Genomic DNA, 24015 nt, shown 5'->3' with positions numbered 1-24015 from the left:
GCGTCAGGGTCTGCCCCGTCACACCGGGGGGTATTCCATGGCCAGCGCAGCTTCCTTGTCCGACCGCCGCATGTCGATCGGCCGGGTCTTCAACCGCGCATTCGCCGCGCTCGGTGCGAATGCCGTGACGATGTTCGGGATCGCGTTCCTGTTCAGCGCGCTGCCGATTGCGCTGCTCAACCTGTCGCAGGCCGGCAGTGGGTCGACCCGCGACTACATCACCAACGCCTCGGTGATGGGCGGGATCTACCTTGCCAGCTTCGTGCTGACCCAGCTCGCGCAGGGCGGGCTCGTCCGCGCGACGATCGCGCATAGCGACCACCGCACCGTCAGCTTCGGCGCCTGCGTCGCCACCGGCGCGCGCTACGCGCTCCCGCTGCTCGCGCTCGGGATCCTGCTCGGGCTGGGGCTGATGCTGGGTTTCGCGTTCTTCATCGTGCCCGGGATCTTCCTGTATCTTGCCTGGGCGGTTGCGGTCCCCGCTCTGGTGATCGAGCGCACCGGCATCTTCGAGGCGTTCGGACGCAGCCGCTTCCTGACGCGCGGCGCGCGCTGGAACGTGTTCGGGATCGGGCTGGTAATGCTCGTCCTCTATTATGTCCTGATCGCGGCGGTCGGGATCGTCACCGTCGCGGTGACGGGGCTCCCCGTCGCGGGGCGCGATGTCGCCGCGTTCGGGACGCTGTCCTCGGTGCTGACCGCGCTGTCGACGACGGTCAGCACCGCGGTCGTCGCGGCGATCCAGACGTCGCTCTATGTCGAGCTGCGCGACTGGAAGGACGGCCCGCAGGTCGACCAGCTGTCGGACATCTTCGCCTGACCCGCCACAGGCGCTAACGGATGCGGCCTTAATCTTGGGCGCAATCCCGGCTAGAGCCGCTCGATGACTCGGTTTCCCTCCCCGCTTCGCGCGCTGCTCTTCCTCCCGCTCGCGCCGTTCTCGATCGGCGCGGCACCGTCGCCCGGCACGCTCAACGTCCAGGTCGACAATGTCCGCGCGCAAACCGGGCGCGTCCATGTCGATCTCTGCACGCAGGCGCAGTTCCTCAAGGATTGCCCGGTCTCGGCGGACAGCCCGGCGCGCGTTGGGCTGACGACCGTCACGCTGCGCAACCTCAAGCCCGGTCGCTATGCCGTGCAGGTCTATTACGACCAGAACGGCAACGGCAAGATCGACCGCGCGCTGTTCGGCATCCCCAAAGAGGGCGTCGGTTTCTCGAACGATGCCAAGATCCGCATGTCCCCGCCCAAATGGGAGGAGGCGGTGTTCGACTATGACGGGCAGGACCGCACGATCCGACTGAAGCTGCGCTATTTCATGGGGCCCAACGCCCCGACGGCACGGCCTTAAGCGATGATCGCACGCCTGCTTCAGCGGCTCGTCGCGTTCGGCGTGCGCGCGCCGTTCGCGGTTCTCGGCCTATGTCTCGCGCTGGTCGCGGGCGCGATGGTCTATGCGGCGGGCCATTTCGCGATGACCACCGATACCGCCGCGCTCATCTCCCCCACGATCGGCTGGCGGCAGCAGGAGAAAGCGGTCGAGCAGGCGTTTCCGCAGCTCAAGGACGTGCTGCTCGTCGTCGTCGACGGCAAGACTCCCGAACTGTCCGAGGCCGCGACGGCGAAACTCACCACCGCGCTCGCCGCCGACACGAAGCATTTTCGCAGCGTCCAGCGCCCCGATGGCGGGGCCTGGTTCGACCGCGAGGGGCTGATGTTCGGCTCGGTCGCCGAAGTCCGCGCCTCGACCAAGGCGCTGATCGACGCGCAGCCGCTGCTGGGCCCGCTTGCAAGCGACCCGTCGCTACGCGGGGTCGCGGGGGCGTTCTCGACGATGTTGACCGGGGTCGAGCGCGGCGACATTCCGCTCTCGCGGATCGCGCGACCGATGCGGACGATGGCGGATGCGCTCGATGCATCGGCGGCGGGGAAACCGGCGTATTTCTCGTGGCAGGACCTGTTCGCGGACACCGGCCAGACGGCGCCGCCGGGCCGCCGCCTGATCCTGGCGCAACCGCGGCTCGATTACGGCGCGCTCCAGCCCGGCGAGGACGCGGTCGGCGCGATCGTCGCGGCGGCAGCAAAGCTCGGGCTCGATCCGGCGCATGGCGTCACCGTTCGCACGACCGGCGAGGTGCCGCTCGCGGACGAGGAATTCGCGACGCTCGAGGAGAATATCGGCTGGGTCGGTGCGGTGATGGCGCTGGCGATGCTGGTAACGCTCTGGTTCGCGGTGCGCTCGGCCAAGATCGTCGCGGCGATCCTGCTGACGATCGTCGCGGGGCTGGTCGTCACGACCGCGCTCGGGCTGCTCGCGGTCGGCGCGCTCAACCTGATCTCGGTCGCGTTCATTCCGCTGTTCGTCGGGCTGGGCGTCGATTTCGGCATCCAGATCGCGGTACGCTTCAACGCCGAGCGGCTCGAGGGTGCCACCACCGGCCCGGCGCTCGAACGCGCGGCCAGTGCGCTGGGGGCTCCATTGGCGCTTGCCGCCGGCGCAGTGTTCCTCGGGTTCGGCGCTTTCCTGCCGACCGATTATGTCGGGATCGCCGAACTGGGGATCATCGCGGGGCTTGGGATGCTCGTGGCGCTAGCGGCGAGCGTCACCCTGCTCCCGGCGTTGCTGATGCTGCTCAAGCCGGGCGCGCCCCGCCGCGAGGTCGGCTTCGCCGAAGCCGCGCCGCTCGACCGCTGGCTCCATACGCATCGCAAGGCCGTGCTGTGGGCGTTCGCGCTGTCGATGGCGGGGAGCATCGCGTTGCTGCCGTTCGTCCAGTTCGACTTCAACCCGCTGCACTTGCGCGCCAAGGACGGCCCGGCGATGCGCGCGCTCGTGGACCTGATGCGCGATCCGCTCCGCACCCCCAACACGATCAACGTGCTCGCCCCCGACGCACAAGCCGCCAAGGCCCTCGCGGCCAAGCTGTCGGCGCTGCCCGAAGTCACCGAGGCGGTTTCGGTCGACGGCTATGTCCCGCAGGAGCAGGACGCCAAGCTCGCGTTGATTCAGGATGCATCCTTGTTGCTGGATGCGACGATCAATCCCTTCGATCTCGCCGCCGCGCCGGGCGATGCCGACAACGCAGCCGCCTTGCGCAAGACCGCGAGCGACCTCCGCGCCGCCGCCGCCGCGCATCCGGGCACCGCCGCCGCCAATGCGAACCGACTTGCAACCGCGTTCGAGCGGCTTGCGGCGGGCACGGCCAAGCTCCGCACCGCCGCGACGACGTTGCTCGTCCCGCCGCTCAGCACGATGCTCGACCAGATCCGCTCGGCGCTTCAGGCCGAGGCGGTGACACGCGAGACCCTGCCGCCCGAGATCGCGGGCAATTGGGTTGCGAAGGACGGCCGAGCGCTGGTGCAGGTCTTCCCCAAGGGCGACAGCAACGACAATGCGGTGCTTCGCCGCTTCACCGCCGCGGTCCGCACCGTCGCGCCGACCGCGAGCGGCCTGCCGGTCGCGACGCAGGAAGCCGCGAAGACTGTTGCCTGGGCATTCGTCGAGGCGGGGATCCTCGCGCTTGCACTGGTCAGCGTGCTGTTGTTCGTGGTGTTGCGCGATGTCCGCGAGGTCGTGTTCACGCTCGCGCCGGTAGTGTTGTCGGGGTTCCTGACGCTGGGGAGCTGCGTGCTGATCGGGCAGCCGATCAACTTCGCCAACATCATCGCCTTCCCGCTGCTGTTCGGTGTGGGAGTCGCGTTCCACATCTATTTCGTGATGGCCTGGCGCGGCGGCGCGACCGACCTGCTGCAGTCGAGCCTCGCGCGCGCGGTCCTGTTCAGCGCGCTCGCGACCGGGAGCGCGTTCGGGAGCCTGTGGCTGTCGCACCATCCGGGTACCGCGAGCATGGGGAAGATCCTGATGATCTCGCTGGCGTGGACGCTGGTGTGCGCGCTGATCTTCGAGCCAGCACTGCTGGGGCCGCCGCGAAAAAAGGCTTGAGGGCCTGACATCGGAGGTGATCATGCCTGCGAAGGTTGCGCTACTGCCCCTCCCGTCACCCCGCCTTCGCGAGAGTGTTTACAAGCCGTCCGTCATCCTGAACGTGTTTCAGGATCCAGCCCTCAGCGAGTCCGGACTGGGCCTGCTGCACGGTGGATGCTGAAACACGTTCAGCATGACGGCAGCTCTGTGTGCAAAGGTCTCGCGCAGGCCGTGGCCGTCCATGCTGATGGCCGCTGGCGCTCCCGCGTTGACGCATAGTCACACGGCCCCGGCCTGCCTCCGGGTGACGAGTCCGCGGGATTAGCGCGGCGGGGTCGCTGGCGCGGCGCTCGCGGCTGGGTCCTGCAACGGATCGGCAAGCGGATCGACGGTCTGCGATGGCGCAGGTGCCGGGTTAGCCGCACCCGCCGTTGGATCAGCGAGCGGGTCCGCCAAGGGATCGGTCGTCGCCGCGCCGGTTGCGGGCGCACTCGACGACGCACCACTCGCGGGATCGGCAAGCGGGTCGGCCAGCGGATCGGACAGCGCCCCTGCCCCGGTCCCGCCCTTCCCATGCGTCGCGGCCACCCGCCCCGCGCGATCCTGGAGATACGACGAGCGCAGCGTCGCATACGGATCGACCGCCCCGGCCAGCAACGCCTTCAGTTCGCCGTCCGCCTCGACCCGCAGGTCGAGCCCGGTCAGCACCGCTTCGGAAACGCGATATTCCGCGCGATCGAACGGCGTTCCGATCGTGAAGGGCAATGTCTGGCTTTCGGCGATCCCCGCGCCGAGATCGCGGAAGTCGGTCGGTCCGAAGAACGGCAGGAACACATACGGCCCGGGGCCGATGCCATAATGGCCAAGCGTATCGCCGAAGCTGTTGTCGCGGTGCGGCAGGCGGAAGTCCTGCGTCTTGGCGACATCGAGCAACCCGCCGACCCCGACCGTGGTGTTGACGACGAACCGCCCGAGCGTCTGCACCGCACGCCTGGGTTTCAGCTGTAGCACGTCGTTGGCGAACACCAGCGGTTCGCCGATGTTCGAGAAGAAGTGCCGGATGCCCTTGCGTGCGACCTTGGGCACCACCGTCTTATAGGCCATCGCCACTGGCCGGAACAGGATCCGGTCGAACACCTGGTTGATCGAGAACATTACCCGATTGAACCCTTCGAGCGGATCGCCCTTGGTCCGGTGATGCCGCGCGCGCTCCGACGCCCCGGCCGGCGGGGTCCCTGTCTCGCTGACGGGTGCGGGGGCGAGCGCCGTGGCACCCGCCGGCGCGACGGCGGCCGCCTGAAATGGTCGCCCACCCGCCGCGACCGGTGTGGCGACCAGTGCGATCGCAACCGCCAGAACGCTGCTTCCCCCCCGAATCCGCACGATGGTTAGCGGCCGCTCTTGGTCGCCAGCACGTCGAGGTGCGCGATCAGGGCCTTGGCGCCGCCCTTGGCGAAGACGCTCGCGAAATCCGCGCGGCGGGTCGCGAGCTGGCTGATCGCGTTGCGATAATAGACGTCGATCACGCGCCACTTGCCGCCGCTCTGGCGCAGCCGGTAGGCAATCGGGACGGCCTCGTCCTTGGGTGCCGACAGCGTGGTGCGAACGAGCTTATCCGCGCCGCGCGTCTCGATGCGCGGGTCGATCGTGATCGTGTGGCCCGACCAGCTGCTGAAATTGGTCGCATATTGCCCCACCGTCATCCGTCGCATCGCCGCGACCAGCGCGGTCTGGTCTGCCGGTGCAACCTTGACCCAGTCGGGGCCGACCGACAGGCGCGTGATCAACGGGATGTCGAACGTCTGGTCGACCACCGGGCCGATCTTGCTCGCGCGGCCCGACGCGCCGAGGCTGCTGCCACCCTTCATGATCGCGATCAGCCCGTCGTCGAGCGTCTGCACCTGCGCGCGCGCCGGGTCGGCGGTCTGCGCCGCAGCGGGCGCTGCGATAGGCCCGGCGACCGACAGTGCGGCACCGAGCAGCGCGAAACGAAGGGAGAAAGTCATCAAGAACTCCTTGCGGGATATGGTGCCAAACCCCCGCGAAACCGTGCGCGGGCGGTAACACCGCGAGGGCGCTAGCACAAACGGCTGTAGCGCCGATGAACGTTACGGACCGTTAGCGGATAACCGCCAAATACCCGTGCCGCCGCCTAACATGATAAATTCTTCACGAATTTCCAGCTTTGCCATATGTTGCAGTGCGATTAGAATATCTATCTGGGGGCGTGCGCGACAGACCGGGCGTGTTGGCCTATGACGTCATTCCTGGGTTTGTCGCCGAGAAGGCGGACGGAAAGGTTTTTGCTTGCAAGTGATTCTCGCCAACCCGCGCGGGTTCTGCGCTGGCGTCGTACGCGCGATCGAGATCGTCGAACGCGCGCTCGATCGCTACGGTGCCCCGGTCTATGTCCGGCACGAGATCGTCCATAACCGCCACGTCGTCGATACGCTGCGCGGCAAGGGTGCGGTGTTCGTCGAGGATCTGGACGAAGTACCCGAGGGCGCGATGACCGTTTTCAGCGCACACGGCGTCGCGCGGACGGTCGAGGAAGAGGCCAAGCGCCGCAACCTCCCCGTGTTCGACGCGACCTGCCCGCTGGTGACCAAGGTGCACCTGCAGGGGCGCCGCTACGCCAAGGCGGGGCGGTCGATCGTGATGATCGGCCATGAGGGCCATGCCGAAGTCATCGGCACGCGCGGCCAGGTGGATGCCGAGGTTCATCTCGTCTCGACCGAGGCGGACGTCGCGGCACTCGACCTGCCGCTCGATACGCCGCTTGCCTATATCACGCAGACGACGCTGAGCGTCGACGATACGCGTGGCGTCATCGCCGCACTGGGCAACCGCTTCACCGACCTGATCGGCCCGGACGTATCGGAAATCTGCTACGCGACGCAGAACCGCCAGAGCGCGGTGCGCGACCTCTGCAAGGTCGCCGACCTGATCCTCGTCGTGGGTTCGGAAAACAGCTCGAACTCAAGCCGCCTGCGCGATCTCGGCGCGGACGAAGGCCTGCCGAGCTATCTCGTCGCCGACGGCAGCGCGATCGATCCGGCGTGGTTCGACGGGATCGAGCGCGTCGGCCTGACCGCGGGTGCATCCGCTCCCGACGAGCTCGTCGACAGCGTCATCGCCGCGTTGCGCCGGCTCGGCCCGGTCGAGGTCAGCCAGCTCGACGGTGTCGACGAATCGATCCAGTTCGGCCTGCCGCGCGAGTTGCGCGACGTGGTCACCCCTACCCAAGCTGCTGTAATCAGCGCATAGGAGCCGATATGAGCCTCCCCATCGCCCCGCTGGCGCGCATCGGCGCCTATACCCTCAAGAACCACATCAAGGGCGGCAAATATCCGCTCGTGCTGATGCTCGAGCCGCTGCTGCGGTGCAATCTGGCATGCCCGGGTTGCGGCAAGATCGATTATCCCGACGCGATCCTCAACCAGCGCCTGTCGTTCGACCAGTGCATGGACGCGATCGACGAATGCGGCGCGCCCGCGGTCTCGATCGCGGGGGGCGAGCCGTTGCTCCACCGCGACATGCCCAAGATCGTCGAGGGCTATATTGCCAAGAAGAAGTTCGTCATCCTGTGCACCAACGCACTGCTGATGAAGAAGAAGATCGACGACTATAAGCCGTCGCCCTACTTCACCTGGTCGATCCATCTCGATGGCGACAAGGGCATGCACGACCATGCGGTCGACCAGGCCGGGACCTATGAGGTCGCGATCGAGGCGATCGAGATGGCCAAGGCCAAGGGCTTCCGCGTCCAGGTCAATTGCACCGTGTTCGACGGCGCGGATTCGACCCGGCTAGCGGGCTTCTTCGACGAGATGGAGAAGCGCGGCGTCGAGATCACGATCTCGCCGGGCTATTCGTACGAGCGCGCCGCCGACCAGGAGCATTTCCTGACGCGCGAGCGGACCAAGAACTTCTTCCGCGACGTGTTCCGCAAGGGCGATGGCGGCAAGGCGTGGACCTTCACCAACTCGCCGCTGTTCCTCGATTTCCTCGCGGGCAACCAGACCTACGAGTGCACCCCCTGGTCGATGCCGCTGCGCACCGTCTTCGGCTGGCAGAAGCCGTGCTACCTCGTCGGCGAAGGCTATGTCGATACGTTCTCCGAGTTGATGGAGGGCACCGACTGGGATCAATATGGCGTCGGCAAGTACGAGAAGTGCTCGAACTGCATGGTCCATTGCGGGTTCGAGGGTACGGCTGCGAGCGACTCGATCCGGCATCCGCTCAAGATGTTCAATATCGGCCGCAAGGGCGTGAAGACCGAGGGGCCGATGGCACCCGACATCGACCTGAGCCACGCGCGCAAGTCGACCGACGTCCACTCGCTACACGTCGAGCGCGAGCTCGCGAAGATCAAGGCGGCCGATCCCGAGGGCTTCAAGCGCACCCAACGCGCGGCCTAATGCGCTGAACGCCGCACCGGCATCCCGGCCGGTGCGGATCAGCGCGGGGAGCTGCGCGGGGTTCCGCGCGAGCGAGGCGAGGATCGCGCCTAACGCGACGCCGCCATCGGGTTTCATGCCGACCAGTGCTGCCGGGGGTAGCGCATGGTCCGCGCTGTCCGAGATGGTCCGGACGATCGCGAACGGCAGGTTGTGACGCGCGGCGACGCGGGCGGCGATGTGCGATTCCATGTCGACCGCAATTGCGCCTGTGCTTGTGTAGAGCGCAGTTTTCTCGGCAACCGAACCGATGATGCTGTCTGCGCCGACGATCGCGCCGCGATGCGCGTCGGGAAGATTACGCGCGAGCCATTCCACCAGCGCGCCTCCCCGGCGACGGCCGGGGCCCAGTAGCGAAGGTAGCTGTAACCTCGCGCTGTCCGCGGCAACCCCGGACATCTCTACTGGGCCCCGGCCTTCGCCGGGGAAGTGCTGGGTATAGAGCTCCCCCACCACCACATCCCCCGCGCGCAACGCCGGGTCGAGCGCCCCCGCCACCCCGCAAGACAGAATCATGGAAGCGCCGCCAGCGGCCGCCTCAAGCTCGCGCTCCAACCGCGCGGCATCCCCGCCGCCCGCCACAACCACCAACCCCGGCCGCGCGATGATCGCCGCCTCGCGCACCAGCCCGCAGGCGACGAGCACGCTCACATCCCGAACGCCGGCCGCGCGCTGTTCGAGCGTTTCAAATTCCGATAGCGCGCCACCGCCCACAGCGGGAAATACGCCGGATAGCCATGATACCGCAGGTAGAACACGCGCGGAAAACCACCGCCCGTGTACATCTCCTGCCCCCACAGCCCCTCGCCGTCCTGCGTCGCGATGAGGTGCCGCACGCCGCGCTCGACCGCCGGGTGATCGACCTTCCCCGCCGCCATCAGCGCGAGCAGCGCCCAACCGGTCTGCGACGCGGTCGAGGGCGCGGGCGTGTAACCCTTGTACTCCAGCGCATAGCTGTCGCAGTCCTCACCCCAGCCGCCGTCGAGGTTCTGGATATGGATCAGCCAGTCCGCCGCCTTTCGCATCATCGGATGCTTGGGATCGATCCCGGCGGCATTGAGCGCGCACAGCACCGACCAGGTGCCATAGATGTAATTCACCCCCCAGCGGCCGAACCAACTGCCGTCGGGCATCTGTTCTTTCTCGAGGAAGCCCATCGCCGCCTGCATCCGCACGCTGTCGATCGGTTCGCCGAGTTGCGCGAGCATCGACACCACACGCGCGGTGACGTCGCTGGTCGGCGGGTCGAGCAGCGCGCCGTGATCTGCAAACGGGATGTTGTTGAGGTAGTGATAGCTGTTGTCCGCATCGAACGCGCCCCAGCCGCCGTCCTTGCTCTGCAGCCCGACGGTCCATTCGACGCCGCGTGCGATGGCGTGGTCGTAGTTCTTCCCCCCGCTCTGACGGAGAGGGGCTACACTCTCTTCTCCCCTCCCCTTCAGGGGAGGGGCCGGGGGTGGGGCCGTCTCACCTGACCCCGACGTTGGTTGCGCTGCACGGCCCCACCCCAACCCCTCCCCTAAAGGGGAGGGGCTAAGAAGACCCTGCGCCCGGTCCATCGCCATCACCACCACGGCGGTGTCATCAAGGTCCGGATAATGCGCGTTGTTATACTGGAATGCCCAGCCACCCGGCCGGACGTCCGGCTTCTCGTCCGCCCAGTCGCCCTTGACGTCGAGCACTTGCAACGGCTTGAGCCACGCCAATCCAGCCGCCGCGCGCGCCTCGGCCTCCTCGCCCCCTGCTTCGAGCATCGCATGCGCCGCGAGCGCGGTATCCCACACCGGCGAAACGCACGGCTGGCAATAGGCCTCGTCGTCCTTGATCACGAGCAACTTCTCGACCGACCGCCGCGCCACCGCCCGTGCCGGATGATCCTCGGGATAGCCCAGGCAATCGAACATCATCACGCTGTTCGCCATCGCCGGGTAAATCGCGCCCAGCCCGTCCTCGCCGTTCAGCCGCTCGGTCACGAAGGTGACGCACGCCTCGACCGCGCGCCGCCGCGTGCCCTTGGGCCATAGTGGCTCGACACCCTTGAGAACGACGTCGAGCCCGTTGAAGAATGTCGTCCAGTGCGCCTTGGTCCCCGCCGCCCTGCTCGTCAGCTTCGCGCGTTTCGCGGTGTACAGCTCGTCGACCCGCACGCCCGAAGCGTTGCGCGCGACCGGCTTCTTCGCCGCTAGCACCAGCAACGGCACGATCACGGTGCGCGCCCAATAGGACATCTTGGAGAGATGCACCGGGAACCAGCGCGGCAGCAAAATCAGCTCAACCGGTAAGGTCGGCACCGAACGCCACGGCGCGCAACCGAACAGCGCCAGCTGGATCCGCGTGAACACGTTGACCGCGGCCGCACCGCCCGCCTTGTGGATCGCCGCCCGCGCGCGCGCCATGTGTGGCGCATCCACGTCGTCGCCGATCATCTTGAGCGCAAAATACGCCTTCACGCTTGCGCTGACGTCGAACGCGCCGCCGTGAAACAACCCCCAGCCGTGATGCGCCGCCGACTGGATCCGGCGCAGGTACACGCCGATCTTGCGCTCGATCTCGGCATCGCGCGGTTCGCCGAGATAATGCCGCAGCAGCACATATTCCGCCGGAATCGTCGCGTCCGCCTCAAGTTCGAACACCCAATGGCCGTCGTCTTTCTGGCGCCCCGCCAGCGCCGCGGCGGCACGCGTCGCAGTCGCGTCGGCAGCGGCGACGAGATCGTCCCGGTCAAGGTTCAGCGTCTGTAGTCCCATAGCAGTGGCCTTAGCCGAGCGTCGCGGTCCGCGCCAAGCGGGCAGCGGTCTCGCCCGATCGAATCGCGCCCTCGATCGTCGCGGGCAATCCGGTCTGCGTCCAGTCCCCCGCAAGGAACAGGTTGCGCCAGCGGGTCTTCGCCGCCGGGCGACGCGCATCCTGCTCGGGGGTCGCGGCGAAGGTCGCGCGCTTTTCCTTGACGATCTGCCACGTCGGCATCTCGACCGGGCCGCCATGCACCGCGCGGATATCCGACCAGAAGGCGCGCGCGAGTTCGGTCCGGTCGCGGTCGACGAGATGGTCCGCCGCGCTGACGGTAATCGAGATGCGGTCGGAGAAGGCGAAGATCCACTCCGCCGTCCCGCCGAGGATACCGACCATCGTCTGCACCCCAGCAGGCGGCGCGATCGCGAAATGTGCGTTGACGATCGCGCGGAAATCGTTGGGCACGGTCAACTCGGGCACGAGGTCCGCCGCGACCCACGGCGGGACAGCGAGGACGATCGTCTCGTCAGGCGCGATCGTTTCCGCGCCGCGCCCGTAATCGAGCGCGACGACGCGGTCGCCGTCGAAGCGAAGCGCGCGCAGCCGCGTCCCGAGCGCGAGGTTGGTCCCCTCCCCCGCCAGCCACGCCAGCGCCGGATCGACGAACGCCGCCGCAAGCGACGGCTCCGCGATCTCCGGCCGCATCGCGCGCCCACCGCGCCCCAGCGTCTCGCGGATGACGCGCGAGGTCAGCACCGCCGATCCGGTCGCGGACGCGGTGTTGAGCGCCGCGAGCAAGACGGGATCGATCAACTTGTCCCACACCGGCCCGCTCGGATCGACCCGGTCCGCGACGACCTGCCCGGGCTTCCCCCCGGCGAGCCCGGCGAGACGGAGGTAGTCGCGCACGGTCGTCCCCGGCACGCGCCGTCCGTCGCGGCAGATCCACCACGGCACCGGCCCGTCGTTGATCCGCACCGACCAGCGCGAGCCCGTGGTGATGTCGGCGAAGGCGAAGTCGGCGTGGCGCGGCCCGGTCAGCCGGTCGCTCGCACCGATCGTGTCGAGATAGCGGTGGACTGCGGTGTTCCCCGACAGGACGAGGTGGTTGCCATTGTCGATCGTCCGGCCAAGCTGTGGATCATGATAGCTGCGGCATCGCCCGCCCGCCTGCGCCGCGCCGTCGACCAGCGTCGCGCGCACGCCCTCGCGCGCAAGCTCGACCGCAGCGGAAAGCCCCGCCATCCCCGCGCCGATGATCCGGACGCGTTTTGGAACCGACCCGCGCTTCAACGGAAGAGGCTGAGCCGCAGGACGGTCAGCAGCAAGGCGGGTTTGTTGACCCGGATCCGCGTCCGCGGCGCGGCCCAGCCAGCCGTCTCCATCCGCCGCAGCAGGGGTTCATAGACCGCCGCCATCAGCCGGGGTGCGAGCAAATGCCCGCGTGGTCGTGTCGCGAGGATCGCCTGCGCCGCCGCGAAATGCTCGTGCGCCTTCGCCGCGAGCATCCGGCACGCGCCCTCGATCCGCGGGTCCGCGACCAGGATCAGCGGCTCGTCGAGCGCCACCCCTGCCGCGACCAGCGGCTCGCGCGGGAGATAGACGCGCCCGATCGTCGCATCTTCGTCGATATCGCGCAGGATGTTGGTGAATTGCAGCGCGCGCCCGAGATGATAGGCGAGCTCGATGCCGGGGCGTTCCTCCATCCCGAAGATCCGCACCGACAGCCGACCGACCGCCGAGGCGACCCGGTCGCAATAGAGATCGAGCGTGTCGAACGCCGGCCAGCGGATGTCGCGCTCGACGTCCATCGCCATCCCGTCGATCACCGCGAGGAAATCGTCCTTGCGCAAACCGAAACGCTCGACCGCCTCGGCCAGCAGCGCCGCCTGCCCGGGGTCACGACGGGCATAGAGCGATTCGATATCGGCGCGCCACGCATCGAGCGCGACCGCGCGGTCCTCGCGATTGCCGCCCTCGTCGTCGGCAATGTCGTCGACCTGCCGGCAGAAGGCGTAAACCGCGTACATCGCCTCGCGTTCGGCCTTGGGAAGCACGCGCATCCCGGCGTAGAAGGAGCTGCCCGAAACTTGCGCCTGAAGCTGCGCGGGGGTGGCCTTTGGATTCATGCCCGACCCTTAACCATTTGCGTCACCGCCGCCAACGCTGCGATCCCCAAGGCCTCGGGCGCACGGTGGTGGACGCGCTGCGACAAGGGATCGCGGCGTTTCAGCCGTGCGTTGAGGCTGACCGCGAGTCGGTGGATGATCGCCACCTCTGCCGCAAGCCGCCGGTCGCGGATCTGCCGCGCGAACCCCGCCGACTGCGCGAGCAACGTGTCGGTGCGAGTCGCCATGTCGACGATCACCGCGCGGAGCGCCGGGGTCGCCGCGGTGCCGCCCAGGTCCTCCACGCGGGCGCCGTGCTGCGCGAGGATGTCGCGCGGGAGATAGACGCGCTGGATCGCGCGCCAGTCCTTGCCGCAATCCTGGACGTGATTGATCACCTGCAGCGCCGCGCACAGCGCATCCGACGCTGCCCAGGTCGCGTGATCCTCGCCGTGGACGTCGAGCACGTAGCGCCCGACCGGCATCGCAGAATAGCGGCAATATTCCATCAGCGACGGCCAGTCGTCATAATGGTCGACCGTGCAATCGCGTGCAAAGGCGACGAGCAGGTCGGTCGCGTGCTGTGACGACAAATGGTGCGCGGTCATCGTCTCGCGCAGTGCCAGCGCGGTCGCCTCGGCGTCGCCGTGCCCGAGGATCGTCGCGCGCATCTGCCCGAGCAGCGCGAGCTTTTCGTTCGCCGATGCCGCCGGATTGTCCGCCACATCGTCTGCGGCGCGCGCGAAATGGTAGAACGCCATGACGGGCGCGCGGTGCGCCTTTTTGAGCAGTACCGAGGCGACGGGGAAGTTCTCGTCCTTATGCCCCTTGCCCGAAGCGAGTGCGGTGGCGGTCATGACGTCGAGCTTTCTTCGTGGCGCGCGGCCTGAACCCGGCCCTTCCACATGCCCCCGCGCCCGCGGACATGCTGCCATGCCGACAGCAACGTACAACCGGCGTAAAAGGTCGCGATCAGCGGCAAGGCCGGTCCCCAGAATGGCGAACGCCGGTAGAAGCGCAGCATGGGCTGAAATGCCAGCGCCATCACCGCCCAGGCGGCCAGCGCGGTCATCCGTACCGGCCCCTCCCCGACGATCGCAAGCAACGGGGGCGCGAGATAGGTAATTGCGAGGCCGAGCGTGGTGCCCGCGAGCAGGATCGGCGAATAGTTGAGCTGCGCGTAGGCCGAGCGCGAGATCATCGCCGCGACCGAGTCCCACGTGTCGTAGCGCCGGATGCTGACGGCTCGGTCCGTGAGCCCGAGCCAGATCGCCCCCTGCGTCTTCATCAGCGCGCCGAACGCGCAATCGTCGATCAACGCGGCGCGGACCGCCGCGATTCCGCCCGCCGCCTGCAACGCGCTGCGCTCGACCAGCATCACCCCGCCCGCCGCTGCGCCCCGCCCGCTGCCGCGCCGGTTCACCGCCGCGAACGGATACAACATCTGGAAGAACCACACGAACGCCGGGATCAACGCGCGTTCGGCGAGGCTCTCGCAGCGCAGCCGCGCCATCAGCGTAACGAGAACGCGATCCTCCTCCACCGCCCGCGCGACCAGCGTGCGGAGCGTATCGGGGGCATGCGCGATGTCGGCGTCGGTCAGCAGGAGATAATCGGGCGTGATGCCTGCGGCGGCGATGCCTTGCGAGACGGCCCACAGCTTCCCGGTCCAGCCGCTCGCCAGGGCCGCGCCGGTGATGATGTCCACCCGTTCACCCCCCGCAGCGCGCGCAATTTCGGCGGTGCCGTCGCTGCTGGAATCGTCGACGAGCAGGATGCGGAAGTCGCCCGGATAGTCCTGTGCCGCGAGGCCGCCGATCGACTGCGCGATCACCTCGGCCTCGTCGCGCGCGGGAACGATCGCGACGACCGACGGCCAGCGAGACTCGCCCGTCAGCGCGGGCATCCACCGGGAGACGTCATCGACCTCCTTCGTTTTGTCATGCTCCTGCGCAGCACCCTCGAGCGGCATCGAGTCGCGCTCGGCGGTCTGCCAGAACCCGTCGCGCGCGACGAACAGCACCAGCCAGATCAGCAGCGACGCGAGCGCAATGCCGAACGCGATCACGCCAGCATCCCCGCCTGCCGGAACCACGCGACCGCATCCTCGAGCGCTTGCCTGTAAGGCCGCGCGCGATACCCCAGTTCCGCCTCGGCGCGCGCGCTCGAATAATACATGTCGTGCGCCGCCATCCGCAGCGCATCGAGCGTCAGGAACGGCTCCTTCCCCGTGACCCGCGCAAGCTGTTCGTTTGCCCAGGCCAGCGGAAACAGCGGCGCGCGGGGGATCTGTACCGTCGGCGGCTTGCGCCCGACGATCTGTGCCACGCACGCGAGCATCTCGCGCAGCGACACGTCCTGCCCGCCCAGCACATAGCGCTCCCCGATCACGCCGTGCGCCATCGCGGCGATATGCCCGTCCGCGACGTCGTCGACATGCACCAGATTGAGCCCGCTCTCGACGAACGCGGGCATCCGCCCGGATGCCGCCTCGACGATGATCCGCCCGGTCGGCGTGGGGCGCGCATCGCGCGGGCCGATCGGGGTCGAGGGGTTGACGATCAACGCGGGCAGTCCGCGCTCGCGCACCATCGTCTCGACCAGCCGCTCGGCGACGACCTTGCTCCGCTTGTACGCGCCGACCGCCTGTTCCGGGGTCGCGGGGCGGCTCTCGTCGGATGGCTTGCCATGATCGGGCCGCAACGTCGCCACGCTGCTGGTATAGACGATCCGTGCCACCCCCGCGTCGAGCGCGGCGTCCATCACCGTCTGTGTGCTCAGCCGATTGTTGCGGACGATCTCCTCGGTATCGGGCGCCCAGATTCGATAGTCGGCGGCGACGTGATAGAGTTGCGATACCCCCGCCATCGCGCGGCGCATGGCTTGCGCGTCGCGCGCGTCGCCCTCGACGATCTCACCCGGGAAGTCGGTCAGGTTGGTCCGCGCGCTGCTCGCCCGCGCCAGCCCGCGCACGCGCACGCCCGCCGCCGCCAGCCGCCGCGCGACCGCCGAACCGACGAAACCGGATACCCCGGTCACAAGCGTAATAGGTTGATCGCTCACGCAGCCTCCATGCGGCGACGCTGTAGAACGCCACGCCGCAAGCGCAAACACTCTCGCGCAACCGAACAGCAACAAAGTCCGCATCGGCCCCGACATGACAGCTTTTTCACGCAGGCGCGCCTATACCCGTCATTCGGGCAACGCTACGGGGGTGGCATCGTGATCCATTTTCTCCACCTAATCGGGGCTGCGCTGGGCTGGCTGGCGATCGTGGTGGCGGCGTGCGGCGTCGTCTATTCGACCGCGGCGGCGCTTGTCTTCCGACGCTATTTCGCGGCGGCGACCCCGGCCCCGATCCGCCACCAGGCGGTCACCCTGGTGAAGCCGCTGTACGGCGCCGAACCACGGCTTTACGAAAACCTCGCGAGCTTCCTTGTGCTGGAGCACGCCGGTCCCGTCCAACTGCTGTGCGGCATCCAGCGCCGGGACGATCCCGCGATCGCGGTGGTCGAAGCGCTGCGGGCCGACTATCCCGACGCCCAGATCGACCTCGTGATCGACGGCACGGTCCATGGGGCAAGCGGCAAGCTCTCCAACCTCATCAACATGGAACCGCTGATCCGCCACGACGTGGTCGTGCTGAGCGACAGCGATATCGCGGTTGCGCCCGACTATCTCTCGCAGATCCTCCGCGCACTCGACCAGCCGAAAACCGGGATCGTCACCTGCGTCTATGCCGGGCGCGGCGACACCGGATTCTGGTCGCGCTTCGGTGCGGCGGGGGTGAGCTACCAGTTCATGCTCGGCCTCGTCTTCGGTGTCGCCAACAAGCTCGCGGCGCCGTGCATGGGCTCGACCATCGCGATGACGCGCGACACGCTGCACCGGATCGGCGGGTTCGCGCGCTTCGCGGACAAGCTTGCGGACGATTATGCGATGGGCGAGGCGGTCCGCGCGCTCGGCCTCGAGATCGCGCTGCCGCCGATGCTGGTCGACCATGCATTCGACGAACGGAGCCTGCCCGCACTGTGGCGGCATGAATTGCGCTGGGGGGCGACCGTCCGCGACGTCGCCTTCTGGCCCTATGTCGGGATCATCATCGGCCTGCCGCTGCCCGTCGCGATCCTATCGGCGCTGTACTGGCCGACGGTCGGGCTGATCCTGTGCGCGCTTGCGGTCGTTGCGCGGTTGGTGGTTGTGCGGAACGTGGATGCGACTGTAGGGAGGCGCATCGCTCCGTTGTGGATGGCGCTGGCGCACGATGGCATGAGTTTTGCCATCTATATCGCGAGCTTCTTCGTCCGATCGGTTGATTGGCGCGGCGCGACCCTTACAATGAAGACTGAAGGCCGCATTGTTGCGGCGCACAAGATTCAGAATGCGGAGCAACGGGCATGATGCGGGCGCTTTTCCTCCAGGCGCCGTCTTTTGACGGTTATGACGGCGGCGCGGGTGCGCGCTACCAGATGAAGCGGGAGGTCAAATCCTTCTGGTATCCGACCTGGCTCGCGCAGCCGGCGGCGATGGTCGAGGGCTCCAAGCTGATCGATGCGCCCGCGCACGACCAGTCGTGGGACGACATCAAGCATGAGTTCGACGATCGCGACCTGGTGATCCTCCACACCTCGACGCCGTCGTTCAACCAGGACATCCGCACCGCCGCACTGATCAAGCAGCGCAACCCGCGGATCATGATCGGCTTCGTCGGTGCGAAGGTCGCGGTCGAGCCCGACAAGAGCCTTGCCGCCACCCCCGACGTCGATTTCGTCGCGCGCGAGGAATATGACTTCACGATCCTCGAGATCGCGCAGGGCAAGCCCTTGCGCGAAGTCGACGGCATCACCTGGCGCGATTCGGACGGTGCGTTCATCCGCAACCGCGACCGCGCGATGATCGAGGACATGGACTCGCTGCCGATGGTCTCGCCGGTCTACAAGCGCGACCTGCAGATCGACAAATATTTCGGCGGCTATCTGCTGCACCCGTATGTCAGCTTCTATACCGGACGCGGCTGCAAGAGCCGTTGCACCTTCTGCCTTTGGCCGCAGACGATCGGCGGGCACACCTACCGCTTCCGCTCCGTCGCCAAGGTGATCGAGGAAGTCGAGTACATCATCCGCGAGATCCCCGAGACCAAGGAGATCTTCTTCGACGACGACACGCTGACCGACAACCATGCGCGCGTCGAGGAACTGGCGATCGCGCTCGGCAAGCTCGGCTTCGGCAAGCCCGGCTTCAAGATGTCGTGGAGCTGCAACGCCAAGGCGAACGTGCCGCGCAAGACGCTCGAAGTGCTGAAAGCCAACGGCCTGCGCCTGCTGCTCGTCGGCTATGAGAGCGGCAACCAGCAGATCCTGCACAACATCAAGAAGGGCCTGCGCACCGACGTCGCACGGCAGTTCACCAAGGACTGCCACGAGCTTGGCGTCGTGATCCACGGCACCTTCATCCTGGGTCTCCCGGGTGAGACGCTCGAGACGATCGAGGAGACGATCAACTACGCCAAGGAGATCGATCCGCACACGATCCAGGTGTCTCTCGCAGCCCCCTATCCGGGCACGTTCCTGTACAAGCAGGCGACCGAGAACGGCTGGTTCGACAATTCGCACGAATTGCTGACCGACGGCGGCAACCAGATCGCGCAGCTCAGCTACCCGCATCTGCATTCGACGGTGATCTTCGACAAGGTCGAGGAGTTCTACAAGCGCTTCTACTTCCGCCCGTCGAAGATCTGGGAAATCGTCCGCGAGATGCTGACCGACTGGAACATGATGAAGCGCCGCCTGCGCGAAGGCGTCGAGTTCTTCGACTTCCTGCGGCGTCGCAAAGAGGCCGTGTAAAGCAGCGCGTGTAAGGCTGGGGCAATGACGACGCTCGCGCGGATGACGGTCAATGAGCGGCTGGAAGCGATGGGCCGGCTCGAGGAATGGAACAGGGCGGTCGAGGCGCGCGACCTCGACGCCATGGTCCTGCTGTTGCGCCGCGTCGCCGCGCCCGACCCGCGCCGGGTCGCGCAGGGCGTCCTTGCCGACCCCGCGTTTTACGGATTTGCACCGAAATGAAGACCGCGATCATCACTGCCGACGATTTCGGCGTCTCGCTCGAGGTCAACGCGGCGGTCGAGCAGGCGCACCGCGAGGGGATCCTGACCGTCACCAGCCTGATGGTTACGGGTGCCGCCGCAGAGGACGCCGTAATGCGCGCACGGCGGACCCCGACGCTGGGCGTTGGCCTGCACATCGCGCTGGCGGAAACGCCACCGGTCCTGCCACCCGAGACGATCCCCGATCTGGTTGACGACGCCGGCCAGTTCCGTATCGAATCGTTGCCGATCGCGCTCGCACTAGTCGCCAAGGCCTCGGTCCGTCGTCAGCTCGAAGCGGAGATCTTCGCGCAGTTCGCGTTTTTCGAGGCGACCGGCCTGCCGCTCGATCACGTCAATTCGCACAAGCACATGCACCTCCACCCCGTGATCGCCGCGACGCTGCTCAAGGTCGGCAAGCGTTTCGGGATGACGACCGTCCGCGCGCCGGTCGAGCCGCGCGCGGTTCTGGCGCAATTCGAGCCGGCGACCGGGCTGCACATCGCCAAGCCCTTCGCCCGCAGCGTCCAGCGTCGGATGCGCAACGCCGGCATGAAGGTGCCCGACCATACGTTCGGCCTTGCCTGGTCGGGCGCGATGCATACCGAGCGGCTGCGCGGCGTGCTGCAGCATCTTCCCGATGGCGTCAGCGAAGTGTATCTTCACCCGGCGACCGGCCCCTACCCGCTGTCCGCGCCGAGCTATCAATATGAGGCAGAGTTGGCGGCGTTACTGGACCCCGTCGCCCGCAGCATCGTTACCGACAATCACATCAGACTGGCGCGTTTCGCCGACTTGTAAACCGGGAGAGCCCCGATGAACTTCACTCCCAAATCGATCGCCCCCGCAGGCCCCGGCCCGGGCGTCCGCATCAAGCTCGGCAGCCCCGAACACAAGACGCTGTTCTGCCGCACGATGCTCGACACGCACGATCCCTACCGCCCCGCACTGATCGACTGGCCGGTGCTTGAACCCGAGACGCGCAACAGGATCGTCTCGCTGCCGATCTGGGACATTGCCGTGGCGACCGAAGGTCGCGCGGGGATGAACGTCAAGACATATGGCGAGCAGATCCACGACCCGCTGCTGCGCGACGCGATCGACATGAACGCGTATGAGGAAAGCCGCCACAAGATCGTGCTCGCGGACATGGTGACCTTCTACGGCATCGTCCTCCAGCCGGAGGAGGAATACAAACGGCCGCGCGACCCCGAATTCGCCTTCATGCGGACGGGCTTTTCGGAATGCATCGACAGCTTCTTCGGCTTCGGCCTGTTCAAGGTCGCGGCCGACACCGGCTTCTTCCCCGAGGAACTGATCGACACGTTCGAGCCGGTCATGCGCGAGGAAGGCCGCCACATCCTGTTCTTCGTCAACTGGGTCGCCTGGCACAGGCGCACTATGCCGCTGTGGCGTCGCCCGTGGTTCGAAATGAAGGTCTGGGCGGTGTGGATCGCGCTGATCTGGGAGCGGATCGACATGGCCAAGGGCATGGGCGAGGACAACACCAAGGCCCAGGAGAACAATTTCACGCTCAATGGCTCGAAGGAGTTGGGCGTAGAAATCGAGTTTCCCGAGCTGGCGGCGATCTGCCTGGCGGAGAACGACCGGCGGCTGGCGGTGTACGACCCCAGGTTGATACGGCCGAAGTTCGTCCCGGGGATGATCCGTCTGGTGCTGCGCTTCATGCGGAAGACGCCGGCAACCGCGTAATTTGGTTCAGCGGAAGGGTCCGGCGCGACGGCGATCTTGGGCGCGCGGCGACATTCTGGCCCCAAACAGAAAAGCCGCCGACCTTTCGGTCGGCGGCTTCCTGCGCTCGTAAACGAAGCGAGTTAGGCGAACGTTACGTTCGCGCTCCGACGGCGGTAGCGGAAAGAAGCGCCCATCAGGCCGAAGCCCAGGATCATCATGCTCCACGTTGCGATCTCCGGCACCGACGTGACGGGAGCAGGCGGGCTGGCAAACGTAAAGCTGCCCGAAACCGGCTTACCGCTCCCGGTCTGGGTAAAGCTGAACGTCGCCGAGGCCGCGCCTGCTTCGTAGCCACCAAGGCTGCCAAGCGGGCTGAAGAGACCGAGAACGTAAGCGCTGACGGTGCGGTTATCCGTGGTGCCGGTCACAGTGACTTTTGAAACGCTGCCCAAAAAGTCGCCAAACAACGACGTGAAGGAGAACGCCGTGCCGGATGTCGCCGTCAGATCCGACATCTTGACCAAGTTGCCTTCCGTACCGACCAGATCGCCGCTGGCGCTACCGACGGCCGAGAAGAAGGTGTTGCTGAAAACGGTGCCAACGTCGATCGACGTCGTGCTGCTGGAAACGCCGGTGATCGCAACCGCGATACCACCGCTGATCGTCACTGCTGCAGTTGCCGGTACGGCAGTCAGCGCTGTTGCAGCAATCGCCACCAAAAGCCCAAAAACCTTCATTCTATATCTCCAAAACTTTGTAAAACGGGGCACAGGTAAGCTTCGGAGCAATCGATGCATGATTGATGCCATTTACAAATTTGTCTTGTTTTCAGCGGAATACCCAATCTGACAAATCAAGGTCGTAACAACTTCTTACGATCCCCAGAATTTGTGCCCGAACCGCAAATAATGTTGACAGGATAAACGGGCCGGCGATCCCGGTTTCAATAACATATGTTGATTCGTCTAAGCTGGATTGCTCCTTTGCCACCGCTACTGACAATTTTGACTACGGCTCCACGCACCGGACGACCGTGCAGAAGCAGACAGCGGGTTTCGCCTCCAACCTCGGTACCACGGCCTGTTCTGGCGTCGGGTGAGCGACGATATCCAGGTCTGTCAGGCTGTTAGGCGCTGCGAGCGCTCGAGGCTCTAGTGCCATCCCGAGGCAATTCGGCTGCTTGATGACACCCGGTCTTGCATCGCGCCATCGCCCTGCCCGCCGATCCACGGTTGATTGATTCCCTCAAAGCTCCAAAGACGCGACGATGATGCGTGATTTGCAAATGTTCCCCCATCGGCCGAACACCGTCCGGTCCGTCTTCCGCGAGGCAGGCGGCTGCTCGAGACGGTGCCAGCACGCATGAACCGTTCGGCACGGATTGGCCTCCTCCTCGCCACGATCGTCGGCCTGGCGGTCGCGCTCGGAACGGTCGGCGCGGTCGGGCTGCATCAGGTCCTGGCCGCAATGGCGTCGATCGGGTGGATCGGGATGGCGAGCTTCACGCTGTGGTCGGTCGGTGTGCTTGCCCTGCTCGGCATGGCGTGGCTCGCGGTCGCCCCCGGACAGGCTACGGAACGGCTCGGCTGGTTCGTCTGGGCCCGCACCACGCGCGAGGCGGCGACCGACATCCTGCCGTTCTCGCAACTGGGCGGGCTTGTGGTCGGCGCGCGAACCCTGGCGGCGTTCGGCGTACCGCAACCCGTGATCTACGCATCGATGATCGCGGACATGACGACCGAGATGGCGGCACAGCTGATCTTTACGCTGTGCGGCGTCGGCATGCTATTGCTGGTGCTGTCGGACGCGCCGGTGCAGCAGGGGATCGTCCCGCTTGCGCTCGGCGGGCTTGGCGCGATGGTTGCGCTGATGCTGCTCTTCGTGTTCGCGCAGAAGCCGATGCTCAGGCTCGCGGGGTCGCTCGGCGCGCGGATGCTGCCGGGCTCGGTCGCGGCGATGGCGGCGGTGCGCGTGGAACTCGACGCGATCTACCGCGCCCCGCGCCGGGTGATCGCGGCGTTCCTGTTCAACCTCGCCGCCTGGCTGGCGAGTGCCGCCGGCGCGTGGATCGCGCTGCGCTTCATGGGGTCGGCGATGCCGCTCTGGGCGGTGCTGACGATCGAGGCCCTGATCTTCACGCTGCGCAGCGTCGCCTTCGCGATCCCCGGCGCGGTCGGGGTGCAGGAGGCAGCTTATGTGCTGATCGGCCCGCTGTTCGGCCTGCCGCCCGCGCATGCGCTCGCGCTGTCGCTGCTCAAGCGGGCGCGCGACGTGATCATCGCGGTGCCCGCACTGCTGGCGTGGCAGGTCGGCGAGGCGCGTCGAGTGGTTTCCTGAGAGCGTCGCCGGATAGACGACACACTGGAGGCCAGTACGCCCGAAACGAACGCGCGAGACGGTGTTACCCGTCCTCGCGCACCGGCGGCAGCGGCTGGTCCCGTAGCACCGCCTCCAGCGCCGCCACCAGCCCTTGCTGCGATGCCTCCGCCAGCCCGGCCTCCAGCGCACGATACGCCGCCAGCACGTCGCGTCCCAGCGCGGTCAGCGACGCACCGCGCCCCTGCCCGCCGCCCGCGACCGTCTCGACCAGTTTGCCCGTCCAGCAGCGGTTCATGCTGTCGACCAGCAGCCAGCTGCGCCGGTAGCTCATCCCCATCGCGCGGCCCGCGCCCGAGATCGATCCCGCGCGCGCAATCGCTTCCAGCAGGTCGGCCTTGCCCGGTCCCATGGCAAGCTCGTCGCCGCAGTAGAGCTGGGCTTTGATCTTGAGCGCGCCGACGCGCATTACTTCCCGATCAGGACGTCGCTCGCCTTGACGATGACCGTCACGCTGTCGCCGACCGCGAGTTCGAGATCCGCGATCGCTTCGTTGGTGATGTTGGAGGTGACGATCGTGCCGTTGCCGATATCGACATGGACCGACCCGTTGACCGCACCGGCATGGACCGCGGTGACGGTGCCCGAGATCTGGTTGCGCGCGCTGATCTTCATCAAAACATCTCCCTGGCG

Annotated in this window: 23 protein-coding genes; 11 read left to right on the top strand and 12 right to left on the bottom strand. The window is 66.9% G+C overall.

The features are described from left to right. Nucleotides 1-37 precede the first annotated feature (37 nt). The 3 genes from RI03_RS05475 (at nt 38) to RI03_RS05465 (ending at nt 3943) form a co-directional block, all read left to right on the top strand. Nucleotides 38-820, top strand: a complete 783-nt coding sequence (locus RI03_RS05475) for a hypothetical protein (protein ID WP_238542285.1) — start codon at nt 38-40, stop codon at nt 818-820. 63 nt (nt 821-883) lie between these two features. Then, the gene (locus tag RI03_RS05470) at nt 884-1351 is read left to right on the top strand and encodes a DUF2141 domain-containing protein (protein WP_010215769.1); all 468 of its coding nucleotides are present in this window, start codon (nt 884-886) and stop codon (nt 1349-1351) included. A 3-nt stretch (nt 1352-1354) separates the two neighbouring features. Then, entirely contained in the window at nt 1355-3943 is a 2589-nt protein-coding gene (locus RI03_RS05465) for an MMPL family transporter (protein ID WP_010215768.1), read from the top strand. A 303-nt stretch (nt 3944-4246) separates the two neighbouring features. Here the strand turns inward: RI03_RS05465 and RI03_RS05460 are convergent, their stop codons facing one another. Both RI03_RS05460 and RI03_RS05455 read right to left on the bottom strand, forming a co-directional pair. Next, nucleotides 4247-5308 carry an MlaA family lipoprotein gene (locus RI03_RS05460; protein ID WP_010215767.1) on the bottom strand — a complete coding sequence of 354 codons (1062 nt, stop codon included), beginning with the start codon at nt 5306-5308 and terminating at the stop codon, nt 4247-4249. 5 nt (nt 5309-5313) lie between these two features. Continuing rightward, nucleotides 5314-5931 (bottom strand): ABC transporter substrate-binding protein, encoded by a 618-nt coding sequence (locus RI03_RS05455; protein ID WP_010215766.1) that lies wholly within the window; start codon nt 5929-5931, stop codon nt 5314-5316. A gap of 301 nt (nt 5932-6232) precedes the next feature. Here RI03_RS05455 and ispH point away from each other — a divergent pair, with 301 nt between their 5' ends. Next, the gene (ispH, locus tag RI03_RS05450; RefSeq protein WP_026046474.1) at nt 6233-7192 is read left to right on the top strand and encodes a 4-hydroxy-3-methylbut-2-enyl diphosphate reductase; all 960 of its coding nucleotides are present in this window, start codon (nt 6233-6235) and stop codon (nt 7190-7192) included. 8 nt (nt 7193-7200) lie between these two features. After that, complete coding sequence (gene hpnH / locus RI03_RS05445; RefSeq protein ID WP_010162775.1) at nt 7201-8346, top strand: adenosyl-hopene transferase HpnH; 1146 nt, start codon at nt 7201-7203, stop codon at nt 8344-8346. On the opposite strand, the gene RI03_RS05440 is transcribed toward hpnH, so the two are convergent. The 7 genes from RI03_RS05440 to hpnA are packed head-to-tail and all read right to left on the bottom strand — an operon-like array spanning nt 8269 to nt 16289. After that, nucleotides 8269-9030 (bottom strand): phosphorylase family protein, encoded by a 762-nt coding sequence (locus RI03_RS05440; protein ID WP_238542284.1) that lies wholly within the window; start codon nt 9028-9030, stop codon nt 8269-8271. The genes hpnH and RI03_RS05440 overlap by 78 nt on opposite strands. Nucleotides 9031-9032: 2 nt before the next feature. After that, on the bottom strand, nt 9033-11132 hold the full coding sequence (locus RI03_RS05435; protein WP_010215761.1) for a terpene cyclase/mutase family protein: 2100 nt from the start codon (nt 11130-11132) through the stop codon (nt 9033-9035). 10 nt (nt 11133-11142) lie between these two features. Continuing rightward, the gene (gene hpnE / locus RI03_RS05430) at nt 11143-12411 is read right to left on the bottom strand and encodes a hydroxysqualene dehydroxylase HpnE (RefSeq protein ID WP_010215760.1); all 1269 of its coding nucleotides are present in this window, start codon (nt 12409-12411) and stop codon (nt 11143-11145) included. Next, complete coding sequence (gene hpnD, locus RI03_RS05425; RefSeq protein ID WP_010215759.1) at nt 12408-13247, bottom strand: presqualene diphosphate synthase HpnD; 840 nt, start codon at nt 13245-13247, stop codon at nt 12408-12410. Before hpnD ends, hpnE begins: the two co-directional genes overlap by 4 nt. Continuing rightward, nucleotides 13244-14083, bottom strand: coding sequence for a squalene synthase HpnC (hpnC, locus tag RI03_RS05420; RefSeq protein WP_010162770.1), 840 nt, complete (start codon nt 14081-14083; stop codon nt 13244-13246). The genes hpnD and hpnC overlap by 4 nt, the downstream gene beginning before the upstream one ends. Beyond that, nucleotides 14080-15321 carry a glycosyltransferase gene (locus RI03_RS05415; RefSeq protein ID WP_010215758.1) on the bottom strand — a complete coding sequence of 414 codons (1242 nt, stop codon included), beginning with the start codon at nt 15319-15321 and terminating at the stop codon, nt 14080-14082. The genes hpnC and RI03_RS05415 overlap by 4 nt, the downstream gene beginning before the upstream one ends. Further along, on the bottom strand, nt 15291-16289 hold the full coding sequence (gene hpnA / locus RI03_RS05410) for a hopanoid-associated sugar epimerase (RefSeq protein ID WP_026046473.1): 999 nt from the start codon (nt 16287-16289) through the stop codon (nt 15291-15293). Before hpnA ends, RI03_RS05415 begins: the two co-directional genes overlap by 31 nt. A gap of 159 nt (nt 16290-16448) precedes the next feature. Between hpnA and hpnI the strand changes: the two genes are divergently transcribed. Genes hpnI through RI03_RS05385 form a run of 5 tightly spaced genes read left to right on the top strand, consistent with a single transcriptional unit; the run spans nt 16449 to nt 21024 of the window. Continuing rightward, nucleotides 16449-17627, top strand: coding sequence for a bacteriohopanetetrol glucosamine biosynthesis glycosyltransferase HpnI (hpnI, locus tag RI03_RS05405; RefSeq protein ID WP_010215755.1), 1179 nt, complete (start codon nt 16449-16451; stop codon nt 17625-17627). Further along, nucleotides 17624-19069 (top strand): hopanoid biosynthesis associated radical SAM protein HpnJ, encoded by a 1446-nt coding sequence (hpnJ, locus tag RI03_RS05400; protein WP_010215754.1) that lies wholly within the window; start codon nt 17624-17626, stop codon nt 19067-19069. The genes hpnI and hpnJ overlap by 4 nt, the downstream gene beginning before the upstream one ends. Nucleotides 19070-19093: 24 nt before the next feature. Further along, a complete protein-coding gene (locus RI03_RS05395; protein WP_010162765.1) occupies nt 19094-19291 on the top strand; it encodes a hypothetical protein in 198 nt (65 codons plus the stop codon). Continuing rightward, nucleotides 19288-20112, top strand: a complete 825-nt coding sequence (gene hpnK / locus RI03_RS05390) for a hopanoid biosynthesis-associated protein HpnK (protein ID WP_010215751.1) — start codon at nt 19288-19290, stop codon at nt 20110-20112. Before RI03_RS05395 ends, hpnK begins: the two co-directional genes overlap by 4 nt. Nucleotides 20113-20127: 15 nt before the next feature. Beyond that, a complete protein-coding gene (locus RI03_RS05385; RefSeq protein WP_010215749.1) occupies nt 20128-21024 on the top strand; it encodes a hypothetical protein in 897 nt (298 codons plus the stop codon). Between the two features lie 122 nt (nt 21025-21146). On the opposite strand, the gene RI03_RS05380 is transcribed toward RI03_RS05385, so the two are convergent. Then, nucleotides 21147-21743, bottom strand: coding sequence for a PEPxxWA-CTERM sorting domain-containing protein (locus RI03_RS05380; RefSeq protein WP_010215747.1), 597 nt, complete (start codon nt 21741-21743; stop codon nt 21147-21149). Between the two features lie 625 nt (nt 21744-22368). On the opposite strand from RI03_RS05380, the gene RI03_RS05375 reads away from it, so the two are divergent. Further along, nucleotides 22369-23343: a lysylphosphatidylglycerol synthase domain-containing protein gene (locus RI03_RS05375; protein WP_010215746.1), complete on the top strand. Its 975-nt coding sequence runs from the start codon at nt 22369-22371 to the stop codon at nt 23341-23343. A 64-nt stretch (nt 23344-23407) separates the two neighbouring features. Here RI03_RS05375 and RI03_RS05370 read toward each other — a convergent pair whose 3' ends face one another. Next, on the bottom strand, nt 23408-23791 hold the full coding sequence (locus RI03_RS05370) for a winged helix-turn-helix domain-containing protein (protein ID WP_010162760.1): 384 nt from the start codon (nt 23789-23791) through the stop codon (nt 23408-23410). After that, nucleotides 23791-23997 (bottom strand): TOBE domain-containing protein, encoded by a 207-nt coding sequence (locus tag RI03_RS05365; RefSeq protein WP_010215745.1) that lies wholly within the window; start codon nt 23995-23997, stop codon nt 23791-23793. The genes RI03_RS05370 and RI03_RS05365 overlap by 1 nt, the downstream gene beginning before the upstream one ends. Nucleotides 23998-24015 lie beyond the last annotated feature (18 nt).

Source organism: Sphingomonas sp. PAMC 26621 (genome assembly GCF_000251145.1).
In the GTDB taxonomy this organism is placed as follows: Bacteria; Pseudomonadota; Alphaproteobacteria; order Sphingomonadales; family Sphingomonadaceae; genus Sphingomonas.
This window is presented reverse-complemented; position numbering and strand designations above follow the sequence as displayed.